This window comes from Clostridium sp. AT4 (genome assembly GCF_001517625.2).
Lineage (GTDB): Bacteria > Bacillota > Clostridia > Lachnospirales > Lachnospiraceae > Enterocloster.
This window is the reverse complement of the sequence record NZ_LN999828.1, coordinates 1,336,050-1,356,087: the sequence shown is the minus strand read 5'-3', so window position 1 is coordinate 1,356,087 and position 20,038 is coordinate 1,336,050. Positions and strand designations below refer to the sequence as shown.

Below are 20,038 nucleotides of genomic sequence, written 5' to 3'. Positions count from 1 at the left end.
GCAGAAAAGGTTTGAGTTTCCGCGTTTTGCACCGCCCTCTGGAGTCTGGTGTGCAGGGCTCCGGTTTCCGGTCATAAGAAAGCCTAAGAGTCTGAACTTTTTCTAAAAACAAAAGCCATATCAAAAACTCGCTGCGCTCAAACAGGTTTGATATGGCTTTTAACAAAAAATTTAATCCTCTAAGGTTTTCTAATGACCTTCAAAGTCGCCCTGCACACCAGACCCCCAGATCACACTGTAAAATGCGGAAACTCAAGGAAAAGAGCAATATAATGGTTGTAAAAAAGAAAGGCAGGCGTTGATCCGAAAAAGGTATTCCCTCACAATCTGAGACATTTATTTGCAAAGACCTTTTATCAGGAGGGAAAAGTGTGGAAATGACGTTAAGAATGGCGCGCAGTTTTGCCCCAAATGCGGTGAAAAGATGCGTGTAAACACAGGAAGTACAAAAAAGGCAGAGAAAAAAGGCGTATCCTTCACATGGAAGCGCCCGCAGATTTCCATAAAGGCTGCAAGGCTTCTGGGAGCGGTTCTTGTGCTTGTTTTTGCCGTTCTTTTATTAAAGCCCAGTGCGGGAAAGATTGATACACAGGCTATGATGGAGGAATATTTTGCGGAGCATAGCGAATATTCGGAAAATGAAAATCTGTACCATTCCTGCTTTGACTATATGGTAAATGATCTGACCGAACAGTTTTTTCAGAATATAAAGCTTTCTCTGGGAAAGCTGGGAGAAAATTTTGAAGATAAAGAGGTAAGTGACCTTTCATCAAAACTGGGAAAGGTTCTTTCAGAGTCCTTTTCCAGAGCCGCTAATATGGAACAGCTGGCAGAGTCTGTGACCAGTCGTTCTTATTTTGAGGCGGAAAAAGCGAAAAAGAAGGACGGGATCGTCAGCGCAGCCGTAACAGTGCATTATCTGGATATCCCCGATATAAACCGTCGGGTAATAGAGGACTACACAGGCCTGTCCGAGCTTGTGAATCTGGTAATAAACAGGAAGAATCTGTGGATGAACCTGACGGATATGGCGTTTGGGGACGCTTCTCTTATACTGAACGGATTTGAAGAAAAAGCAGAAAGCAGTACGGCAGACAAAACCTATACGGGAACCGTAGAATTTACATATAATAAAGAGGAGAAGCGCTGGGAGATCAGCAGCGTTGACAGCGGGCTTTTAGACGCCTGGTTTGGAATACAGTAGGAGGATTGGGCATATGGGACTGTTTGATACGATTAAAGAAAATACCAATTTGGTCAGAGGGGAAAGCAGCCAGTCGGCCGGAAAGTTTGACCAGCAGATTGAAGCGGTGGAAGGGCAGATCAGGGAAGCGCTGATTCAGATCGGAACCGTGTATCTGGAAAAGCACAGGGAGGACTGTGAGCCGGAATACAGGGAGTTTATAAACCAGATAAAGGCTCTGGAGGAGCAGAAGGAGACGCTGGAGCGCAACAAGCTGGCGGCTTAGGGACTGCGCATGTGCGAGCACTGCCGGCAGATTATTACGCTGGACAGCGTATTCTGCAATAAATGCGGCTCTAAGCTGGAGCCTCTGGAAATATCCAGCGCAGGCGGACGGTTCTGCCCTTCCTGCGGCGCTTCGCTGGCAGAGGGGGATGCTTTCTGCACGGCCTGCGGCTCCAAGGTGAATTAAATGAGTACCATTTTATAAAGTTTTTCAGGGGAGACACGCTCAGAAGGCGCGTCTCCTCTTTTTGAAAAAAAGTTGACTTGCCCCCACAGATGAATTATAATACTGTATAACTATGTAACGATGAAAGAGAGGCATTCCTTTATGTTAAAAAGCATGACCGGCTTTGGAAGATGCGAGAATGCTACTGATGAGTATAAGATTTCTGTGGAGATGAAGGCAGTGAACCACAGATATCTGGATCTGAGCATTAAGATGCCGAAGAAGTTCAATTACTTCGAGGCTGCCATCCGTACCCTGCTTAAGAAGTACATCCAGCGGGGAAAGGTGGATATTTTTATCAATTATGAGGACTATACGGAGGGAAACCTCTGCTTAAAGTACAACCGTGCTCTGGCAGCAGAGTATATGGAGCATTTTAAACGGATGGAGGAGGAATTTCACATTCCAAACGATATCCATGTATCCACGCTTGCCAGATGCCCGGAGGTTCTGACCATGGAGCAGACCCCGGATGACGAGGAGCACCTCTGGGAGATCCTTTCATCCGCTATGGAGGAGGCCGCCGAAAAGTTTGTGGCTTCCAGAGAGATTGAGGGCGAACACCTGAAACATGACCTTTTAGGCAAGCTGGATTACATGACAGAGCTGGTTGATTTTATCGAGGCCCGTTCTCCGCAGATTATTTCCGAGTACCGGACACGCCTGGAGGAAAAGGTAAAGGAGCTGTTAAACGGAACTGCGGTAGACGAGGGACGGATTGCCTCTGAGGTGGTGATCTATGCAGACAAGATCTGTGTAGATGAGGAAACGGTACGTTTGAGAAGCCACATTGAAAATACGAAACGGGAGCTTTTAAGCGGTGAAAGTGTAGGCAGAAAGCTTGATTTTATCGCTCAGGAGATGAACCGGGAGGCCAATACCATTTTATCAAAGTCAAACGATCTGGAGCTTTCCGATAAGGCCATTGCCCTGAAAACGGAGATTGAAAAGGTAAGAGAACAGATCCAGAACATCGAATAGAGATGAAAGTGAGGAGAGATCCCATGAACCAGCAGGGAATTTTAGTGGTTGTATCCGGATTTTCGGGAGCGGGCAAGGGAACCTTGATGAAGGAGCTTTTAAGGCGTTATGATAATTATGCGCTTTCGATCTCGGCCACTACGAGAAAACCACGGGAAGGTGAAGAAAACGGAAGAGAATACTTTTTCCTTTCGGAAGAAGAGTTTAAGAAGCTGCGGGATGAGCATAAGCTGATCGAGTATGCCAAGTATGTAAATCACTATTACGGCACTCCCAAGGAGTATGTAGAAGAAAAGATGGCTCAGGGCAAGGACGTGATCCTGGAGATTGAGATCCAGGGCGCTTTAAAGGTAAAGAAGCGCTATCCTGAGGCGCTGCTTCTTTTTGTTACGCCGCCCAGCGCAGAGGAGTTAAAGCGCCGCCTGGTGGGCCGCGGTACGGAAAGCATTGAGGTGATCAACGCCCGCTTAAAGAGAGCGGCTGAGGAGGCGGACGGCATGGAAGCCTATGATTACCTCCTGATCAATGATGAGATTGATACATGTGTGGAAAAAATGCACCAGCTGATCCAGCTGCAGCACGAAAAAACCTCCTATCATCTGGATTTCCTTGGAAAGATGCGGGAGGACCTGTATCATCTGGATGAGAGAAACTAATGTCAGCAAACTGCCCTGTTAAAAGCCGGGATCATTTTCGGGCCGCAGACAGAGCGATTATATATTTAAAATTGAAAGGGGAATGTAGAATGTTACATCCATCATACACAGATCTGATCAACGTTGTAAACAGCGATATCGAACCGGGCGAGCAGCCGGTGGTACAGAGCCGCTATTCTATCGTCATTGCAGCCTCCAAGCGTGCAAGACAGCTGATTGGAGGGGAAGAACCCTTAGTTCCCGGCACAGCAGGGAAAAAGCCTCTGTCGATCGCCATTGACGAGCTGTACCATCAGCAGGTAAAGATTCTTCCGGAAGAGGAGACAACAGAGGAAGAAGAAGCTGATGCAAAAGAGGCTGCCCAAAACGAATAAGAGAAAGAAGAAGCCGTCTCCTGTGCCTGAAACGCCGGGGCGATCTACGCCCGGCAGACACGGGAAGATGGCTTAAATGTTAATCAGGAGTAAAATGCATTTATGAAGAAGATAAAATTATTCTGTGTGTCCTTAGGCTGTGATAAAAACCTGGTGGATACAGAAAAAATGTTAGGCGTAGCCGGAGGCCTTGGCGTAACCTTTACAGATGATGAAACAGAGGCGGATGCTGTTTTGATCAATACCTGCTGTTTTATCGGGGACGCCAAGGAAGAAAGCGTAAATACCATTCTGGAGATGGCCCGCTTAAAGGAAGAGGGCAAATGCCGTGCCCTGATCGTGGCAGGCTGTCTGGCTCAGCGCTATAAAGAGGAGATCACAGAGGAGATCCCGGAGGTAGACGCAATTTTAGGAACCACCTCCTACGAAGAGATCGGACGGGTTCTGACGGAGCTTTTTGGAGAAGATGAGAGGGACGGGGAAGGAACGGCTGACAGCCACATTTCAGTTTTTCACAGTCTGAGCGAGCTGCCCCACACAGCTAAAAAGCGTGTGGTGACTACCGGCGGCTACTACGCCTTTTTAAAGATTGCCGAGGGCTGTGATAAGCGCTGTACCTACTGCATTATCCCGTCCTTAAGAGGGCCTTACCGCAGCGTTCCCATGGAACGGCTGTTAGAGGAGGCCAGAGAGCTGGCTGACAACGGAGTGCGGGAACTGATCCTGGTGGCTCAGGAGACCACTCTTTATGGAAAAGACATTTATGGGGAAAAATCCCTTCCAAAGCTGCTCCATGAGCTGGCAAAGATTCCGGGGATTTACTGGATCCGCATCCAGTACTGCTATCCGGAGGAGATTACGGATGAGCTGATCGAGGCCATTAAATCAGAGGAAAAGGTCTGCCATTATCTGGATATCCCCATCCAGCATGCCAGTGACCGGATCCTGCGCCGCATGGGCCGCAGAACTCACAAAGAAGAATTAAAGGAGCGCATTGCAAAACTGCGCAGAGAGATCCCGGATATTGCCCTGCGTACTACTCTGATCTCCGGTTTTCCGGGAGAGACAGAGGAGGATCATGAGGAGCTGATGGAGTTTGTGGACGAGATGGAGTTTGAGCGTCTTGGAGTGTTTGCCTATTCGGCAGAGGAAGATACCCCTGCGTACTCCTATCCCGATCAGGTGCCCCAGGAGGTAAAGGAGGAGCGCCGGGATGCCATCATGGAGCTTCAGCAGGAGATTGCGTTTGAACACTGTGAAAAAATGGTGGGAAAAGTCCTGACTGTCATGATCGAGGGAAAGGTAGCAGATGAACCGGCCTATGTAGGCCGCACCTACATGGATGCGCCCAATGTGGACGGACTGATTTTTGTAAATGCCGATGAGATGCTGATGTCCGGCGACTTTGTAAGGGTAAAGGTCACAGGAGCCGCCGAGTATGACCTGATAGGAGAGGTGTATCATGAATCTGCCCAATAAGCTTACCGTTCTTCGTATCTGTATGATCCCGTTTTTTGTGGCCGCCCTTCTTTATGAAAATGGCGCCGATCAGACCATGCGGATCATTGCCAATGTGATTTTTATTACAGCCAGCCTGACGGATCTTTTAGACGGAAAGATTGCCAGAAAATACGGACTTGTGACAAATTTTGGAAAATTTATGGATCCCCTGGCAGATAAACTTTTAGTCTGCTCGGCCCTGATCTGCCTGATCCAGCTGGGCCAGCTTCCTGCCTGGGTTGTGATCGTTATCATCAGCCGTGAGTTTATCATCAGCGGCTTCCGCCTGGTGGCAGCAGATAACGGCATTGTGATCGCAGCCAGCTACTGGGGCAAATTTAAAACCGTGTTCCAGATGACGGCAGTAGTGCTTCTGATCTTCAACATCCCGGCTCTGTCTGTTCTGACAAGCGCTGTTTTGTGGATCGCCGTGATCCTGACGGTCGTATCCCTGGTGGATTATGTTGCAAAGAATATAAAGGTCCTGACGGAAGGAGGCCTGTAAAATGGTCGTTGAGCTGATCAGCGTAGGAACTGAGATCCTGATGGGGAATATTTTAAACAGCAATACGCAATATCTGGCGGAAAAATGCGCCCTTTTGGGGCTGGATCAGTATTATCAGGTAACGGTCGGCGATAATTACGGCCGGATGATGGAGACCGTAAAGAGAGCCCTTGACCGGTCGGATATCGTAATCCTCACAGGAGGACTTGGCCCTACAGAGGATGATCTGACAAAAGAAGTCTGTGCAGAGGCCATGGAAATGGAATTGGTGGAGGATCCCCATACCCGAAGCCAGCTGGAGGCGTTTTTTGCAGGCAATATTTATAAAGAAATCCCGGATAATAACTGGAAGATGGCGATGGTTCCCCAGGGGGCTGTTGTACTGGACAATCCTAACGGTATGGCTCCCGGACTGATATTGGAAAAAAATGGAAAAACAGCTATTCTTCTTCCGGGTCCGCCAAATGAGCTGTACCCGCTGTTTGAAGGGCAGGTATTTCCCTATCTGGAACGGCTCCAGCAGTCGGTTTTAGTGTCTCGGATGGTAAAAATCTGCGGATACGGCGAGAGCCAGGTGGAGGATAAGCTGCTGGATTTGATCGATGGCCAGACCAATCCTACCATTGCTACCTATGCAAAGACAGCGGAGGTTCATATCCGTATTACAGCCAGAGCGGCAGATTATGAAGAAGGGAAGGCTCTTGTGGCTCCTGCGATCCGGGAAATCAAGTCCCGGTTTGGGAATGCGGTTTACACCACAGATGAAAAAACCAGTCTGGAAATGGCAGTTGCCGCGCTTTTAAAGGAAAAGCAGCTTACCATGGCAGCGGCTGAGTCCTGTACCGGCGGAATGGTGGCTGCCCGCATGGTAAACGTATCCGGTGTATCGGATGTATTTATGCAGGGCATGGTGACATATTCCAATGAGGCGAAAATGCGTCTTTTGGGAGTACGGGAGGAAACCCTTGCTGCTTACGGTGCGGTCAGTGAGGAAACGGCCGTACAGATGGCAGAGGGCGGAGCGGCGGCAGCCGGGACGGATGTGTGCGTATCCATTACGGGAATTGCCGGGCCGGAGGGCGGAACGCCGGAAAAACCGGTGGGACTTGTATATATGGCCTGCTGCGTAAAAGGAAAGACAGTGGTAAAACATTACCAGTTTAAAGGGAACAGGGCCAAGATTCGGGAACAGTCTACGGTAAAGGCTCTGGATCTGGTACGCCTGTGCGTATTGGAATATGAAAACCGTTCGGATTCATAAGGAGGAATTATTTTTATGAAAGCAGCAAGAATACGCAGGCAGCTTACGGCGGCCTACCATTGCTCCTATATCAGGCTGGCGCTGAACTTTTATACAGCCTATGAGGTGGCGGCAGAGAAAAAAGGCTTTGAAAATGATCGGATTTCCGGTCTGTATGACCGATTCTGTGAACTCCTTGACGCCTGCCTGAAAGGACAGTCAGACTGCGGGGCAGATGAACTGCGCCAGGATGTGATCCGGGAGATGGAAAAGGTTACGGATTATACGGATGCGTTCCAGGCCTATGAATATGTGATGAATCGGATTGAGGGAAGATTTGCACCAAAGCTGATCGGAAAAAAGCCGGAGGATACAGAGAGCCTTACGGAAGAAATCCTGTCCTGGTTTCAAACTGCGCCCGATCCTGCATCCCTTCGCGAACGGATGCAGGTGATTACAGGACAGCTCCCGGTACGTTTTACAAAGCAGAAATTCTTTGCCCTGTTAGAGGATCATCTAAGCATCTACAAGGGGCTTCCGCGCTCCGGTTTTGAAGATATACTGTATATTTTGCGTTCCGAGGGGCTGTTAAACCGGCCGATGGCGCGGGAAGAAGCATATGGAACATTGTTTGACCGGATGAAAGCGTTTGAACAGGCAGATTTAAGACATCTTACTGCACAAGAGTATCGTCATCTGGCTTCTGAACTGGAGGAAGGAAGCCGGGAGATCAATGCTCTCAGCGGAGAAATCCTGTGCCTGATAGATATGGTAAATGATCTGTGCGTGATCCTTCTGGCGCAGGGAACGGCTGTATCTGATCTGTCCTGCGAACAGAATACAAAAGAGATTTTAAAGGGAATACAGACGCTTTTTGCATCAAAAGAGTGGGAGGACATCCCCGAAGAGGTCACAGACCGTCTTCCGGCCCTGGAAGGGAAGCAGGAGCAGTATTTTGAGCAGTGGCTCAGAGATGATATCTCTCTGGAGGAGCTTCAGGAGGAAAACGGGCCGGAGGCAGAGGCTGCCTGGAAGGCAGGTCTTCTGATGTCTGGCAGCGCGTTTATGTCCTTGGAAAAGCCGAATGCAGATGAGGCAGAGGTAGACGAAGTATTTTTCAGAGAAAAACTGGATGCGCTTTTTAAGGATATGGGAGAACGCTGGAAGGAGCTTCCAAAAGCTGTAGTGCGGGCTGCCATGGCAAAATGCCTGTCCAGCCTGCCTGCAAATTTCCAATCTCTGGATGAGGCCAGAGAATATATTCAGGGAAGACTGGACAGCTGCAGCGACGAGATAGAGCGGGAAGCCTGTGCAGATCTGATCCGCAGCCTGATGGAAGAGTAAAGCGGGAAAAGGTCATTTTGCCAAAAAGGAGGAGAGAGGATGCGTTTGTGGGATCATCTGTATATGGGACAAAATGCAGACCGGGCCAGAGAGCGGATCCTGAAAGGACTCCGCCAGGGCAGCCTTTTGCCTGATACCTATGTGATTACTCTTCCGGAAAATGGGAAACATATATTTGATATCTGTCCTGTGTCTCTGCTCACGAGGAGAGAACGGCAGGGGGAAAACCTGCTGGTTCTGGGAATCGCCAGAGGCTATCATGAGGCGGCGGAGGTTACAGGACGGATGGTAGACGATATGTACCATCAGACAGGCGGTTTTGACTGGAAGGCATATATGGATCAAATGGCCGGGAAATGAGGTGCGGATAGTGGTACACATACTGCTTTTGATTTTAAAGGCCATCGGTATCCTGATTCTGGTTCTTCTGGGCCTGGTTCTGGCTGTGGTTTGTCTGGTGCTCTTTGTTCCGGTGTGCTATGAGGCAGGCGGAAGCTGGAAGGACAAACCGGCCGGGAAAGGGAAAATTTCCTGGCTTTTCGGAGCTGTTTCCTTAAGCGCCGGATATGATGGAGATGAAAGCGGACTGACAGCCGGAGTAAGGCTGTTTGGACAAAAGCTCTGGGAAATGGGCGAAGAGAAAGAAACACCAAAAGCCCCCCGGCCATTGGATGAGGAAACGCTCAGAGGTACAGATACAGAAAGGAAAGAGCCGGAAGATAGAAAAAAGCCGGAAGAAAAGGAAACTGCCCTTTGGGAAGAGAACCAGCAGCCCCGACCGGAGCCTGAAGACAAAAGACATACAGAGCATAAAAAGAAGGATGTATTCGGCCGCATAAAGGTTTTTCTTGAAAAACTTAAGTTTTCTTTTCAGTCATTTTGTGATAAGCTTAAGAATATGCAAAACATTGCAGAAGAAAAGAAAGCCTGGCTGGAGGATGAAGAAAATCAGGCGTCGCTTAAGCTTCTCTGGAAGCAGACGGGCCGTTTTCTGCGCCATGTATGTCCCAGAGGAGGGAAGGGATCCGTAACCTTTGGGTTTGAAGAACCTTATCTTACGGGACAGGTATTGTCGGCGTCAGCTCTTATCTATTCTTTTTTTGAAGGGAATCTGGAAATCTGCCCGGTGTTTGATGATACGGTATTTGAGGCAGAAGGCAGCTTTAAGGGACGCATCCGGGCGGGATATCTTTTGTGGCTGGGTCTTGGGATCCTGCGTGATGGGCATACCAGGCGCATGCTGTTTGGTTTTTTAAAGGGAAGCGCAGTCTAGCGCGTTGAGAAAAGGAAGAGGAAAGACGGTATGGCAGAAAATCATTTTTCATCTATGATTGATACATTATTTAAGGGGATGGATCAGTTTGTCACTTCAAAGACAGTTGTAGGCGAACCGGTGCAGGCAGGAGATGCCATTATCGTCCCTCTGATTGATGTGACCTGCGGCATGGCGGCAGGAGCATTTTCAGAAAAAACAAAGGAAAAGCAGAAGGGCGGCGGCGGAATGAGCGCCAAGATGAGTCCCAGCGCCGTTCTGGTGATACAAAACGGAGTCACAAAGGTGGTAAACATCAAAAACCAGGATGCCATCACAAAGGCGATCGATATGGCTCCCGACCTGATTAACCGTTTTATGGGCGGAAAACCGGCTGTATCGGAGGAAACCCGCGCAGCGGCTCAGGATGCTGCGGCTGAATATGACAAACGGGATTAAAACAGGAATATGACATTATTACGGTCCTGCGTCTGCAGGGCCTTTTGCTATCTCGGAGAGGGCATATGAAAGCTTCGGGGGAATGGGAAGGAACGCTTTTGCATAAGATAAAGAGAAGGGAGCGTTTTGATATGAAAAGGATATGCGGACTGATGCTGTTCTGTTTCGGCCTTGGGATGGCGGTGCTTTTATTTATACCCGAGACCATATTTACCTTTTTCTTTGTGGTATGCTGCCTTGTGCTTGGGTATAATCTGTTTTGCTGCTGATTTCTGGAAGCTGCAGAACCGGTATCATTAAATAGACGATCCAGACAGAAAAAAGCTCCTGACCATCACAGTCAGGAGCTTTTGCTCTGCATTTAATTAGGCTCTTTCTACAAGGCCGGAACGTAAGCAGGAAGTACATACGTACATTCTCTGGGTTCCGCCATTTACTTTAACCTTAACAGATTTTACGTTTGCTTTCCACATCTTGTTGGACCGTCTATGGGAATGGCTCACTTTGTTTCCGAAATGAGCTGCCTTTTCACAGATTGCACACTTAGCCATACTATTGCACCTCCTTAAACGTTACTTGGATTTCTTGTAGAAAATAGAAAAATCCACAACAAAAGTAATGATACCAGATGTTTTCAATTTTTGCAAGTGAAAAAACAAAAATTTATTTCTTTTTTTCGGGAAATAGTGTATACTGTCCTTAATATGAAAACAGGAGGCGTGTATATGAAGGGACGAATCAGCAATAAGATGGGCGAGATCCAGATCAGCCCGGAAGTGATTGCTTTATATGCAGGAACCATTGCAGTAGAGTGCTTCGGTATCGTGGGTATGGCGGCCGTAAGTATGAAGGACGGTCTTGTGAAGCTGCTGAAAAGAGAGAGCCTGACACACGGCATCACTGTGGATATCAGAGAAAACAGGATATCCATTGACTTTCATGTGATCGTATCGTATGGGGTCAGCATTTCAGCGGTGGCTGACAATCTGATCGAAAGTGTGAAGTACAGAGTAGAAGAATTCACCGGCATGGAGATCGAAAAGATCAATATCTTTGTAGAAGGTGTCAGAGTGATTGATTAGGAGGAAGCAACCCGTGGGTATAAGTACAATTGATGCCGGGATGGTAAAAAAAGCCTTTCTGGCAGGAGCAAAGGGCCTTGAGGCCAAGAAAGACTGGATCAATGAGCTGAATGTTTTTCCGGTACCGGATGGAGATACCGGGACGAATATGACGATGACGATCATGGCGGCTGCCAAAGCGGTAGCAGAGCTGGAAGACCCGGATATGGAGCAGCTGGCAAAGGCTATTTCTTCCGGCTCTTTAAGAGGCGCCAGAGGAAATTCCGGAGTTATCCTGTCACAGCTTTTGAGAGGCTTTACAAAGGAGATCCAGGGCACAGCGTCCATTGATGTGACCATTCTGGCAAATGCCATGGTGCGCGGTACAGAAACCGCCTACAAGGCAGTTATGAAGCCAAAGGAAGGTACCATTCTTACGGTTGCCAAGGGCATGGCGGACAAAGCCATCGAAATGGCCGCTCAGACGGATGATATTGAAATTTTTGCAAAGGCAGTCATTGAGGAGGGCGACTACGTTTTAAGCCAGACACCGGAGATGCTTCCCGTATTAAAGCAGGCAGGCGTAGTGGATTCCGGCGGTCAGGGCCTGATGCAGGTAGTAAAGGGAGCTTTTGACGGCCTTACGGGAAAATGCAGTGATTTCTCCTTTGAGGACGCAGGCATTTTAAAACCTTCTTCTGAAAAAGCCCCTCAGTCTGCCGGAGCTTCCAGAACGGATATTGACACAGCGGATATCCGCTTCGGTTACTGTACCGAATTTATCATTAAGCTTGAAAAGGAATATAACCAGAAGGATGAAGATGAGCTTAAGAAGTATCTGGGCTCGATCGGAGATTCTCTGGTAGTGGTCTCAGATGATGAGATCGTAAAGATCCATGTTCACACCAATCATCCGGGACTGGCCTTTGAAAAGGGACTTACCTACGGCTCTCTTTCACGTATGAAGGTTGACAATATGCGGGAAGAGCATGAGGAGCGGGTGATCCAGGATTCAGAGCGTTTGGCAAAGGAGCAGGCCGCCCAGCCCAACCCTGCAGAGGAGGAAACCGGCGAGCGGAAGCCCTATGGATTCATTACCGTATCCTGCGGCGATGGCTTAAGCGAGATTTTCAAGGGAATCGGGGCCGATTACCTTATTGAAGGCGGACAGACCATGAACCCCAGCACGGAGGACATGTTAAACGCCATTAAAAAGGTCAATGCCGATCACATTTTCATTCTCCCGAACAATAAAAATATTATCATGGCGGCCAATCAGGCTCGTGATCTGACGGAGGATAAGGAGATTATCGTTATTCCTTCTAAAACCGTGCCTCAGGGCATCACGGCTCTGGTGAATTTCATCCCCGATCTGACGCCGGAGGAGAATCTGGAAAATATGACAGCCGAGATGGAGCGGGTGCAGACAGCCCAGATTACCTATGCGGTGCGAAATACCTCCATCGACGGCATGGAAATCCATGAGGGCGATATTATGGCAATCGGCGATCATGGGATGCTGGCAGTGGACACATCTGTTTTAGGAGCAGCGAAGGCGGCTCTTGAGGCGATGTTAAATGAGGACAGCGAGCTGGTTACTATTTATTATGGAAGCGATGTGACCGAGGCAGATGCAGAAGCCTTCAGAAAGCAGGCCGAAGAGGAATTCCCGGATAAGGAAATCGAACTGCAGTACGGCGGTCAGCCTATTTATTATTATATGATATCTGCAGAGTAGAAATGAAAGGAGAAAAGCAAGTATGAACGATGAATTCAGAATGGAACAGAGGACAGTCAATCAGGCGGGGGAATCTCTGGGGCGATACACTGCTAAAACCTTTGGCTGGATGTTTGCGGGACTGCTTATAACATTGATCGTTGCCATCAGTATGTATGTTACAGGAGCATTTATCTATGTAATCCGGATTCCGGCATGGAACTTCCTTCTGCTGGCGGCTGAACTGATTTTAGTAATTTCGCTGTCTGCCAGACTGGAAAAGATGTCTGTAACTGCAGCGAAAAGTATGTTTTTCCTGTACTCTGCTGTAAATGGTATCGTATTCAGCATGTATTTTCTGATGTTTGACCTTCTTTCCCTGTGGCTGGCATTTGGAATTACAGCTATGTTTTTCGGGGTGATGGCACTGATCGGGTATTTTGGAAATATCAATTTTTCCGCTCTGCGTCCTTTTATGACAGGCGGCCTGATCTTCCTGTTTGTTTTCTGGCTGTTAGCCATGTTTATTGATTTAAGCGCTTTTGAAACAATGGTCTGCGGTGTGGGAATTTTCCTGTTTTTAATTATTACAGCTTACGACGCAAAGAAAATCCAGGCATACTATGCTTATTACGGACAGAATTCCGAGATGGCAGCAAAGGCTTCCGTTTTCTCAGCACTGCAGCTGTATCTGGATTTCATTAACCTGTTTATCTATATTCTGCGTTTTGTAGGAAACAGAAAAGACTGATAAGAGGGGGATAAAGCCAAAATGATAATCGGAGCACTGGAAGCAGGGGGAACCAAGATGGTCTGCGCCCTGGGAAGGGAAGACGGGAGTATTATAGACCAGATCTCCATTCCGACTACCACACCGGAGGAAACCATTCCAAAGATCATTGAGTATTTTAAGGATAAGGGGATTAAAGCCCTTGGCATCGGAGCCTTCGGCCCGGTGGGAGTGGATCCTGCTTCTGAACACTACGGATATATACTGGAAACTCCTAAGCTGGCCTGGAGAAATAAGGATCTTCTGGGTAGCCTGAAAAAAGGGCTTAAGGTTCCCATGGCCATTGATACGGACGTAAACGGCTCCTGTCTGGGAGAAGTGACCTATGGCTGCGCCAAAGGTTTAAACAGTGTGATTTATATTACCATCGGAACGGGAGTTGGCGTAGGCGTGTGGGTAAATGGAGGACTTCTCCACGGGATGCTTCATCCGGAGGGAGGCCATATCCTGTTAAACCGCCATCCCGAAGATACAAAGGGAGGAGTCTGCCCCAGCCATCCAAACTGCTTTGAGGGCTTTGCCAGCGGCCCTTCCATTGAAGCCAGATGGGGAAAAAAGGCAGTTGATTTAAAGGAGCAGTCTGAGGTATGGGAGCTTGAAAGCTTCTATATTGCTCAGGCTCTGGCAGATTATATTATGATTTTGTCGCCCCAGAAGATCATCCTGGGCGGCGGCGTTATGCATCAGGAGCAGCTGTTCCCGTTAATCCGAAGGAAGGTAAAGGAGCTTGTAAACGGCTATATCTGCTCCAAAGAGCTGGATGATATTGACAATTACATTGTTCCTGCAAGCTTAAATGACGATCAGGGAATCATGGGCGCGATCCGCCTGGGATTAAATGCCCTTGAGCAGGAAAAATCATGAGCGGCCATCAACCTGTAAGCGCTTTAAAGGGAATTGGAGAGAAAACAGGAAAACTGTTTGAAAAGCTAGGGGTCATCACCATTGATGACCTCATTTCCTATTATCCGAGAGCATATGACACCTATGAAGAACCTGTTCCCATTGGACAGTTAAAGGAACAGACCGTAATGAGCGTGGCTTCTGTGCTTTCAAAGCCGCCGGATCTTCTGCGCACCGGAAAGGTGCAGATGGTATCAGCGATGATCCGTGATCTGACAGGAACACTGCAGCTTGCCTGGTTTAATATGCCCTATATGCGGGCAAATGTAAAAAGCGGCCAGATGTATGTATTCCGGGGGCGGGTGGTAAAAAAACGGGGCCGCCTGATGATGGAACAGCCGGAGGTTTTTACAAGAGAGGCCTATGATGCGCTGGAGCATTCCATGCAGCCGGTATACGGGCAGACCAGGGGGCTGAGCAATAAAACCATTGTGAAGGCCCAGAAACAGGCGCTTGAAATGCGCCGGCTGGAACGGGAATATATGCCGGCCGTTCTCCGCAGAAAATACGAGCTGGCAGAGATTAACTATGCGCTGGAGCATATCCATTTTCCATCTGATGAAAAGGAGCTTCTTTTTGCAAGACGCCGCCTTGTGTTTGATGAATTTTTCATGTTTCTTGTAGGCGTCAGACGGCTGAAGGAGCACAGGGAAAAAGAAATGTCTTCCTGGGGCTTAAAGGAATGCCCGGAGGTTTTAAAACTCAGGGAAAGGCTTCCCTATGCCCTTACAGGAGCTCAGGAGAGGACTTTAAAAGAGGTATTTTCTGATATGGCGGGAGGCCGGGTGATGAACCGGCTGATACAGGGAGATGTAGGCTCCGGAAAGACTATTATTGCCATACTTGCCCTTTTGCAGGCTGCTTATAACGGCTGCCAGGGAGCTCTTATGGTGCCTACGGAGGTGCTTGCCAGACAGCATTTTGAATCCATGCAAAAGCTGTTTACGGAAAATGAAATTGACAAAGTTCCTGTGCTTGTTACCGGCTCCATGACCGCAAAGGAAAAGCGGCTGGCTTATGAAAAAATCGCTTCCCATGAGGCGGATATTATCGTGGGAACCCATGCGCTGATCCAGGAAAAGGTGGTCTATGACCGTCTGGCGTTAGTGATTACGGATGAGCAGCACCGGTTCGGTGTGGGCCAGAGAGAGCTTTTAAGCAACAAGGGAAATACGCCCCATGTACTTGTTATGAGCGCAACCCCCATTCCAAGAACCCTGGCAATTATCCTTTATGGGGATCTGGATATTTCCGTGATCGACGAGCTGCCTGCGGGACGGCAGGAAATTAAAAACTGCGTGGTGGATATCAGTTACCGGCCAAAGGCATATGCATTTATCCAGAAGCAGGTGGAAATAGGCCATCAGGCCTATGTGATCTGTCCCATGGTAGAGCCAAGCGAGATGATCGAGGCGGAAAATGTGGTGGATTACACGAAAAGGCTGAAAAAAGCATTTCCTGAATCAATTTCTGTTGAATATCTCCACGGAAAAATGAAGGCAAAAGAGAAGAATAAGATCATGGAACGCTTTGCTGCCGGAGAGATTGATGTGCTGGTATCTACCACTGTCATAGAGGTTGGGGTGAATGTCCCCAATGCCACTGTCATGATGATTGAAAATGCAGAGCGCTTCGGACTGGCTCAGCTTCATCAGCTCCGGGGCCGCGTGGGCCGTGGGAAAGCCCAGTCCTACTGTATTATGGTGAATGGAAACGGCGGTAAGGATACCATGGAACGGCTGGATATTATGAACCGTTCCAATGACGGTTTTTATATTGCTTCTGAAGATTTAAAGCTTCGCGGGCCGGGAGATATCTTCGGCGTACGCCAGAGCGGGGAGCTGGAGTTTAAACTGGCAGATATCTTTACGGATGCCAATCTTCTAAAACAGGTATCAGAGGAAGTAAATGCGATACTGGATCAGGATCCCGGTCTTGAAGGGGAGGAATACAGGGAGCTTAAGCAGAAAATTGAGCAGTACCTTGGAGACCGGGAGGAACATTTAAATCTTTAAAAAGGAGACGGTGAAGATGAACGAAACAATGCAGACAATCCTTACAAGAAGAAGTACAAGAAAGTTTAAGGTTCAGGAGATTCCGCAGACAGATCTGGATCAGATCCTTAAGGCGGCTCTTCATGCTCCCAGCGGAATGGGAAAACAGACCTGGCAGTTTACCGTGGTAAAGAACAGAAAAAAGGTGCAGAGGCTGGCAGAGGCCGCAGGGAAGATACTGAGCCGGGAAAATTATGATATGTACCAGCCGGAGATTTTGATCATTCCTTCCAATCAGAGGGATAATCCTCATGGAAAAGAGGACAATGCCTGCGCTATGGAAAATATCTTTCTGGCCGCTCATTCTCTTGGGATTGGCTCTGTGTGGATCAATCAGCTTCAGGGAATCTGCGATGAGCCTTCCATTCGTGAAATTTTAAATGATTTTGGCATTCCGGCAGATCATATCGTATATGGAATGGCTGCTTTGGGATATGCAGATGATGTAAAAGCAGAAAAAAAGCGGATCGGAAAAGTAGTTGTAGTGGAATAGACAGATATTTTCTATATTTTGACATTTTACGCAAAACATTCTAGTGTATTATGTTCAGAAAATCACATAATAACAACGTAACAACAAACAAGCTTCAAGCGGAACAAAAACCGCAGGAGCAGATCTGTTATAAGGAGGCGTTTTATTATGTCTAACAACACAAACAAAACAAACGTACCTGAGGCAAAGGAAGCAATGGATCGCTTTAAGATGGAGGTCGCAAGCGAGCTGGGAGTACCGTTAAGCAACGGCTACAACGGCAACCTGACTTCCGCACAGAACGGTTCCGTAGGTGGCTATATGGTCAAAAAGATGATCGAGGCCCAGGAGCGCCAGATGGCAGGTAAGTAAAACTCCTTAAAAAGAAAGATGCAGCCCGGCGGGGGATTTCCTGTCGGGCTGCATTTTTCTTTTGATGCAGTAAGTTGCTGATGGCGAGGATCAGAGCAGAAGGTTGTGAATATATTGGTTCGTTCTAAAACTATTGACGTACAAAAAATTGTACGCTATAATAAAAGAAAAAGGAGTGAATGATATGTTCGCTGTAAATTATTCAACGCTTAGGGAAAATATGAAAGAATGTTTTGACCGTGTAGCGGATGGGTTTGAAACGATGATCGTGACACGAAAAAAGACAAATATGGTTGTCATGTCTGAAAATAGTTATAACAGTTTAATGGAAACCGTATATTTGCTGGGCAATAAGGAGAATCATGATCACCTGATGAAATCTTTAGAACAATACAGGAATGGGGGCACCTCCATACATGAAATGATGGAGGATTAACCTATGCTTTTATGGACGGATGAAGCCTGGGCTGATTATGTGTATTGGCAGTCACAGGACAGAAAAACCATAAAAAGAATCAATCAGCTAATTAAAGACATTGAGCGGAGTGGAAATATGCAGGGAATTGGAAAGCCGGAACCTCTGCAATATGAATTACAGGGATTTTTCAGCCGAAGAATTGACGAAAAAAATCGTCTTGTATACGTCAAAGAGGGGGATGCTTTAACTATTTTGTCATGTAGATATCACTATTAAATTTAGATCAGAAAGAAGGCCTTCAGGGTTTTCAGTGATACTGCATCGATATTAAAATTCGTGTGATACTCGTGTGATATTTGGATACATTTAGGATGTAAAAAACGGAAAAATACTTCCTAAAGTCACACAAAAAAATAAGTGTAAACCAAGAAAAAACCTTGCATTTATCAGCTTTTTCCGATAAATACAAGGTTTCTCCCTGCCAAGGGTGTAGAGCAGATGACGGGAATCGAACCCGCCTCCTCAGCTTGGGAAGCTGATATTCTACCGATGAACTACATCTGCGTGATAGAATTATTATATCAGCCCCAAACGGTTTTTGCAAGAGAATTTTTGGAAAAATTTATAATTTTATAACAATTTAGAATATAATCCCATAAGTATCAGAGCGCCGCCGGATCCGACCATGATCCAGGAAAGGGGGAAAGCGTCTGCCATGGGACCAAAGAGGGCCATTCCCAGGGGAAGAAAGCCGGAATACATGGTTCCCAAAAGACCGAATACACGGCCCTGCATGGAGACGTCTGTGTGTTTCTGGATAAGCGTGGTGATGGAGGTTTGCACCACGGTCAAAGCAATTCCATAGAAAAACATCATGATAAGATAGGGAATAAAATAAGCAGACAGTCCCATCCCAACAGCAAAGGCTCCAAAGCTGAAAAGCCCCCATGATAAAAGGCGGGTTTTGCTTTGACCGTTATTTTTAAGGCTCATCAGGATCCCGCCCAGGATCATTCCTCCAAAGCCGATCACCTCCACGGCGGTAAGGTACCAGTAGGTATTCCCAAAGCTTCTGCGCACAAAAAGTCCGGCTAGGAAGCCCGCAGGGACGCACAGGAAGGTAAAAAGACCATATAGGATCAGAAGCCTTCCGATAGTACGATGGGAAAAGGCATAGTTCACTCCGGCCTTCATATCCTGAATAAATGAGGAACACTGTCCCTGGCTTTTACAGGAGGGAATGGACAGGCAGGATAAAAGGCCGATTCCCAAAATGGCAGTCACAATATCGATCATCAGGGTTGTATCCAGGGTGCTGACTGTAAAGATGGCTCCGGCGGCAGCAGGAGCGGCAAACTGTACCGCAGACTGCATGGCTGCATTGATTCCGTTGCAGCGCATCAGGTGCTCCTCTGGTACCAGCTGAGGAATAACTGCATTGACAGCAGGGGTCTGTATGCCGGCTCCAAGGGAACGGATGACAGACATTAAAAGAAGACCTCCAAGAAAAAAAGGTTTGGAGGTGATGTGCGGGACTGCAAGCAGCATGGCCAGAGTAGCCAGCGCCGTAAGGGCATCTGCTCCTGCGATCAGCAGTTTTCTGCTGTACCGGTCCGCCCATACGCCTCCTGAAAAGGAGATGAGAAACTGGGGCAGATAGGAGCACACTGTAAATGCTGCAACCCAGGCTCCGCTTGCCGTTTCCATGGTGGCGTACCAGACCACGGCCATCTGTACCAGGGTGGAACCAAATAGGGTAATGCACTGGCTGGTCAGAAACAGGATTGTCCGTCTCTGCCAGCCGCTTGGTTTTGTTTCATTCATTGTTTGTTTCATTGAATCGTATCCTCCTGTATTTTTAGCCGCGGATGTTCCATATTAGCAGACTTTTTCTAAAAATACAAGTTTTTATTTCCGGATTCAGCCAGAGGTATAATCAGGAATAGATCCGGCCATTCTTTTTATAAAAGAATAATTTTTCAGAAGGGAAATGTTATGTACAAAAAGGATATCTGTGAAAAAGAGAAACAGGAAAGAGACTGCCTTGTTATGGATCTTGATCTTGTGATCGGCGGCCGCCCGGATCGCGTCCGGGAGCTTTTAGCACACCTTGATTTTGATATGCATCCTCCGGGGCCGGAGCTGAAACGCCTTGCAGAAGAGCTGGAAAAGAAGCTTGAGGCCCAATGAACTTGAAAAAATCTTTCAAATATGATTTAATACTATGAGACAAACCGGCGCGCTCC

Annotated in this window: 25 protein-coding genes and 1 tRNA gene; 23 read left to right on the top strand and 3 right to left on the bottom strand. The window is 47.6% G+C overall.

Going from position 1 to position 20,038, the window contains the following annotated elements; all coding sequences use genetic code 11:
- Positions 1–424 precede the first annotated feature (424 nt).
- The 13 genes from BN3656_RS12595 (at position 425) to BN3656_RS12535 (ending at position 10,005) form a co-directional block, all read left to right on the top strand.
- Positions 425–1,204 (top strand): hypothetical protein, encoded by a 780-nt coding sequence (locus BN3656_RS12595; protein WP_066548781.1) that lies wholly within the window; start codon positions 425–427, stop codon positions 1,202–1,204.
- Between the two features lie 13 nt (positions 1,205–1,217).
- On the top strand, positions 1,218–1,469 hold the full coding sequence (locus tag BN3656_RS12590; protein ID WP_066548779.1) for a hypothetical protein: 252 nt from the start codon (positions 1,218–1,220) through the stop codon (positions 1,467–1,469).
- A gap of 9 nt (positions 1,470–1,478) precedes the next feature.
- Positions 1,479–1,655, top strand: a complete 177-nt coding sequence (locus BN3656_RS12585) for a zinc ribbon domain-containing protein (RefSeq protein ID WP_081422951.1) — start codon at positions 1,479–1,481, stop codon at positions 1,653–1,655.
- Positions 1,656–1,796: 141 nt separating this feature from the next.
- On the top strand, positions 1,797–2,675 hold the full coding sequence (locus BN3656_RS12580; RefSeq protein WP_066548777.1) for a YicC/YloC family endoribonuclease: 879 nt from the start codon (positions 1,797–1,799) through the stop codon (positions 2,673–2,675).
- A gap of 23 nt (positions 2,676–2,698) precedes the next feature.
- The gene (gmk, locus tag BN3656_RS12575) at positions 2,699–3,331 is read left to right on the top strand and encodes a guanylate kinase (protein ID WP_066548775.1); all 633 of its coding nucleotides are present in this window, start codon (positions 2,699–2,701) and stop codon (positions 3,329–3,331) included.
- An 89-nt stretch (positions 3,332–3,420) separates the two neighbouring features.
- The gene (gene rpoZ, locus BN3656_RS12570) at positions 3,421–3,705 is read left to right on the top strand and encodes a DNA-directed RNA polymerase subunit omega (protein ID WP_066550834.1); all 285 of its coding nucleotides are present in this window, start codon (positions 3,421–3,423) and stop codon (positions 3,703–3,705) included.
- A gap of 111 nt (positions 3,706–3,816) precedes the next feature.
- Positions 3,817–5,184 carry a 30S ribosomal protein S12 methylthiotransferase RimO gene (gene rimO, locus BN3656_RS12565; RefSeq protein ID WP_066550831.1) on the top strand — a complete coding sequence of 456 codons (1,368 nt, stop codon included), beginning with the start codon at positions 3,817–3,819 and terminating at the stop codon, positions 5,182–5,184.
- Positions 5,168–5,710, top strand: a complete 543-nt coding sequence (gene pgsA / locus BN3656_RS12560) for a CDP-diacylglycerol--glycerol-3-phosphate 3-phosphatidyltransferase (RefSeq protein WP_066548774.1) — start codon at positions 5,168–5,170, stop codon at positions 5,708–5,710. The genes rimO and pgsA overlap by 17 nt, the downstream gene beginning before the upstream one ends.
- Before the next feature lies 1 nt (position 5,711).
- Positions 5,712–6,971: a competence/damage-inducible protein A gene (locus BN3656_RS12555; protein WP_066548770.1), complete on the top strand. Its 1,260-nt coding sequence runs from the start codon at positions 5,712–5,714 to the stop codon at positions 6,969–6,971.
- Positions 6,972–6,986: 15 nt separating this feature from the next.
- Positions 6,987–8,294: a hypothetical protein gene (locus BN3656_RS12550; RefSeq protein WP_066548768.1), complete on the top strand. Its 1,308-nt coding sequence runs from the start codon at positions 6,987–6,989 to the stop codon at positions 8,292–8,294.
- Between the two features lie 39 nt (positions 8,295–8,333).
- Positions 8,334–8,654, top strand: a complete 321-nt coding sequence (locus BN3656_RS12545; RefSeq protein ID WP_331467911.1) for a hypothetical protein — start codon at positions 8,334–8,336, stop codon at positions 8,652–8,654.
- 10 nt (positions 8,655–8,664) lie between these two features.
- A complete protein-coding gene (locus BN3656_RS12540; RefSeq protein ID WP_066548764.1) occupies positions 8,665–9,567 on the top strand; it encodes a DUF2953 domain-containing protein in 903 nt (300 codons plus the stop codon).
- Between the two features lie 30 nt (positions 9,568–9,597).
- Positions 9,598–10,005, top strand: coding sequence for a GerW family sporulation protein (locus tag BN3656_RS12535; protein ID WP_066548763.1), 408 nt, complete (start codon positions 9,598–9,600; stop codon positions 10,003–10,005).
- Between the two features lie 365 nt (positions 10,006–10,370).
- Here the strand turns inward: BN3656_RS12535 and rpmB are convergent, their stop codons facing one another.
- Entirely contained in the window at positions 10,371–10,556 is a 186-nt protein-coding gene (gene rpmB, locus BN3656_RS12525; RefSeq protein ID WP_066548750.1) for a 50S ribosomal protein L28, read from the bottom strand.
- A 174-nt stretch (positions 10,557–10,730) separates the two neighbouring features.
- Here rpmB and BN3656_RS12520 point away from each other — a divergent pair, with 174 nt between their 5' ends.
- The 9 genes from BN3656_RS12520 (at position 10,731) to BN3656_RS12480 (ending at position 18,068) form a co-directional block, all read left to right on the top strand.
- Positions 10,731–11,087, top strand: a complete 357-nt coding sequence (locus tag BN3656_RS12520) for an Asp23/Gls24 family envelope stress response protein (RefSeq protein ID WP_066548747.1) — start codon at positions 10,731–10,733, stop codon at positions 11,085–11,087.
- Between the two features lie 13 nt (positions 11,088–11,100).
- Positions 11,101–12,804, top strand: coding sequence for a DAK2 domain-containing protein (locus BN3656_RS12515; RefSeq protein WP_066548745.1), 1,704 nt, complete (start codon positions 11,101–11,103; stop codon positions 12,802–12,804).
- Between the two features lie 22 nt (positions 12,805–12,826).
- On the top strand, positions 12,827–13,534 hold the full coding sequence (locus BN3656_RS12510; protein ID WP_096807420.1) for a Bax inhibitor-1/YccA family protein: 708 nt from the start codon (positions 12,827–12,829) through the stop codon (positions 13,532–13,534).
- 21 nt (positions 13,535–13,555) lie between these two features.
- Positions 13,556–14,437 (top strand): ROK family protein, encoded by an 882-nt coding sequence (locus BN3656_RS12505; protein WP_066548743.1) that lies wholly within the window; start codon positions 13,556–13,558, stop codon positions 14,435–14,437.
- Positions 14,434–16,491, top strand: a complete 2,058-nt coding sequence (recG, locus tag BN3656_RS12500; RefSeq protein WP_066548738.1) for an ATP-dependent DNA helicase RecG — start codon at positions 14,434–14,436, stop codon at positions 16,489–16,491. Before BN3656_RS12505 ends, recG begins: the two co-directional genes overlap by 4 nt.
- Positions 16,492–16,507: 16 nt before the next feature.
- Entirely contained in the window at positions 16,508–17,023 is a 516-nt protein-coding gene (locus BN3656_RS12495; protein ID WP_066548735.1) for a nitroreductase, read from the top strand.
- Between the two features lie 147 nt (positions 17,024–17,170).
- Complete coding sequence (locus tag BN3656_RS12490; protein WP_066548732.1) at positions 17,171–17,374, top strand: alpha/beta-type small acid-soluble spore protein; 204 nt, start codon at positions 17,171–17,173, stop codon at positions 17,372–17,374.
- Between the two features lie 184 nt (positions 17,375–17,558).
- Positions 17,559–17,810, top strand: coding sequence for a type II toxin-antitoxin system prevent-host-death family antitoxin (locus tag BN3656_RS12485; protein ID WP_066548730.1), 252 nt, complete (start codon positions 17,559–17,561; stop codon positions 17,808–17,810).
- A 3-nt stretch (positions 17,811–17,813) separates the two neighbouring features.
- Entirely contained in the window at positions 17,814–18,068 is a 255-nt protein-coding gene (locus BN3656_RS12480) for a Txe/YoeB family addiction module toxin (protein WP_066548728.1), read from the top strand.
- A gap of 217 nt (positions 18,069–18,285) precedes the next feature.
- On the opposite strand, the gene BN3656_RS12475 is transcribed toward BN3656_RS12480, so the two are convergent.
- Positions 18,286–18,356 (bottom strand) — tRNA-Gly (locus BN3656_RS12475).
- A gap of 66 nt (positions 18,357–18,422) precedes the next feature.
- Positions 18,423–19,628, bottom strand: a complete 1,206-nt coding sequence (locus BN3656_RS12470; RefSeq protein WP_242963002.1) for an MFS transporter — start codon at positions 19,626–19,628, stop codon at positions 18,423–18,425.
- 159 nt (positions 19,629–19,787) lie between these two features.
- On the opposite strand from BN3656_RS12470, the gene BN3656_RS12465 reads away from it, so the two are divergent.
- Positions 19,788–19,982 (top strand): hypothetical protein, encoded by a 195-nt coding sequence (locus BN3656_RS12465; protein ID WP_066548724.1) that lies wholly within the window; start codon positions 19,788–19,790, stop codon positions 19,980–19,982.
- The last annotated feature ends 56 nt before the right edge of the window (positions 19,983–20,038 follow it).

What these genes read in the sequence shown, in the direction of transcription:
- BN3656_RS12590 (WP_066548779.1), top strand. Translation starts at nt 1,218, where the DNA reads ATGGGACTGTTTGATACGATTAAAGAAAATACCAATTTGGTCAGAGGG.
- rpoZ (WP_066550834.1), top strand. Translation starts at nt 3,421, where the DNA reads ATGTTACATCCATCATACACAGATCTGATCAACGTTGTAAACAGCGAT.
- gmk (WP_066548775.1), top strand. Translation starts at nt 2,699, where the DNA reads ATGAACCAGCAGGGAATTTTAGTGGTTGTATCCGGATTTTCGGGAGCG.
- BN3656_RS12505 (WP_066548743.1), top strand. Translation starts at nt 13,556, where the DNA reads ATGATAATCGGAGCACTGGAAGCAGGGGGAACCAAGATGGTCTGCGCC.
- BN3656_RS12545 (WP_331467911.1), top strand. Translation starts at nt 8,334, where the DNA reads ATGCGTTTGTGGGATCATCTGTATATGGGACAAAATGCAGACCGGGCC.
- BN3656_RS12595 (WP_066548781.1), top strand. Translation starts at nt 425, where the DNA reads ATGCGTGTAAACACAGGAAGTACAAAAAAGGCAGAGAAAAAAGGCGTA.
- BN3656_RS12485 (WP_066548730.1), top strand. Translation starts at nt 17,559, where the DNA reads ATGTTCGCTGTAAATTATTCAACGCTTAGGGAAAATATGAAAGAATGT.
- BN3656_RS12465 (WP_066548724.1), top strand. Translation starts at nt 19,788, where the DNA reads ATGTACAAAAAGGATATCTGTGAAAAAGAGAAACAGGAAAGAGACTGC.
- BN3656_RS12555 (WP_066548770.1), top strand. Translation starts at nt 5,712, where the DNA reads ATGGTCGTTGAGCTGATCAGCGTAGGAACTGAGATCCTGATGGGGAAT.
- BN3656_RS12510 (WP_096807420.1), top strand. Translation starts at nt 12,827, where the DNA reads ATGAACGATGAATTCAGAATGGAACAGAGGACAGTCAATCAGGCGGGG.
- BN3656_RS12490 (WP_066548732.1), top strand. Translation starts at nt 17,171, where the DNA reads ATGTCTAACAACACAAACAAAACAAACGTACCTGAGGCAAAGGAAGCA.
- pgsA (WP_066548774.1), top strand. Translation starts at nt 5,168, where the DNA reads ATGAATCTGCCCAATAAGCTTACCGTTCTTCGTATCTGTATGATCCCG.
- BN3656_RS12480 (WP_066548728.1), top strand. Translation starts at nt 17,814, where the DNA reads ATGCTTTTATGGACGGATGAAGCCTGGGCTGATTATGTGTATTGGCAG.
- rpmB (WP_066548750.1), bottom strand. Translation starts at nt 10,556, where the DNA reads ATGGCTAAGTGTGCAATCTGTGAAAAGGCAGCTCATTTCGGAAACAAA.
- BN3656_RS12470 (WP_242963002.1), bottom strand. Translation starts at nt 19,628, where the DNA reads ATGAAACAAACAATGAATGAAACAAAACCAAGCGGCTGGCAGAGACGG.
- BN3656_RS12495 (WP_066548735.1), top strand. Translation starts at nt 16,508, where the DNA reads ATGAACGAAACAATGCAGACAATCCTTACAAGAAGAAGTACAAGAAAG.
- BN3656_RS12520 (WP_066548747.1), top strand. Translation starts at nt 10,731, where the DNA reads ATGAAGGGACGAATCAGCAATAAGATGGGCGAGATCCAGATCAGCCCG.
- BN3656_RS12585 (WP_081422951.1), top strand. Translation starts at nt 1,479, where the DNA reads ATGTGCGAGCACTGCCGGCAGATTATTACGCTGGACAGCGTATTCTGC.
- BN3656_RS12535 (WP_066548763.1), top strand. Translation starts at nt 9,598, where the DNA reads ATGGCAGAAAATCATTTTTCATCTATGATTGATACATTATTTAAGGGG.
- recG (WP_066548738.1), top strand. Translation starts at nt 14,434, where the DNA reads ATGAGCGGCCATCAACCTGTAAGCGCTTTAAAGGGAATTGGAGAGAAA.
- BN3656_RS12550 (WP_066548768.1), top strand. Translation starts at nt 6,987, where the DNA reads ATGAAAGCAGCAAGAATACGCAGGCAGCTTACGGCGGCCTACCATTGC.
- BN3656_RS12580 (WP_066548777.1), top strand. Translation starts at nt 1,797, where the DNA reads ATGTTAAAAAGCATGACCGGCTTTGGAAGATGCGAGAATGCTACTGAT.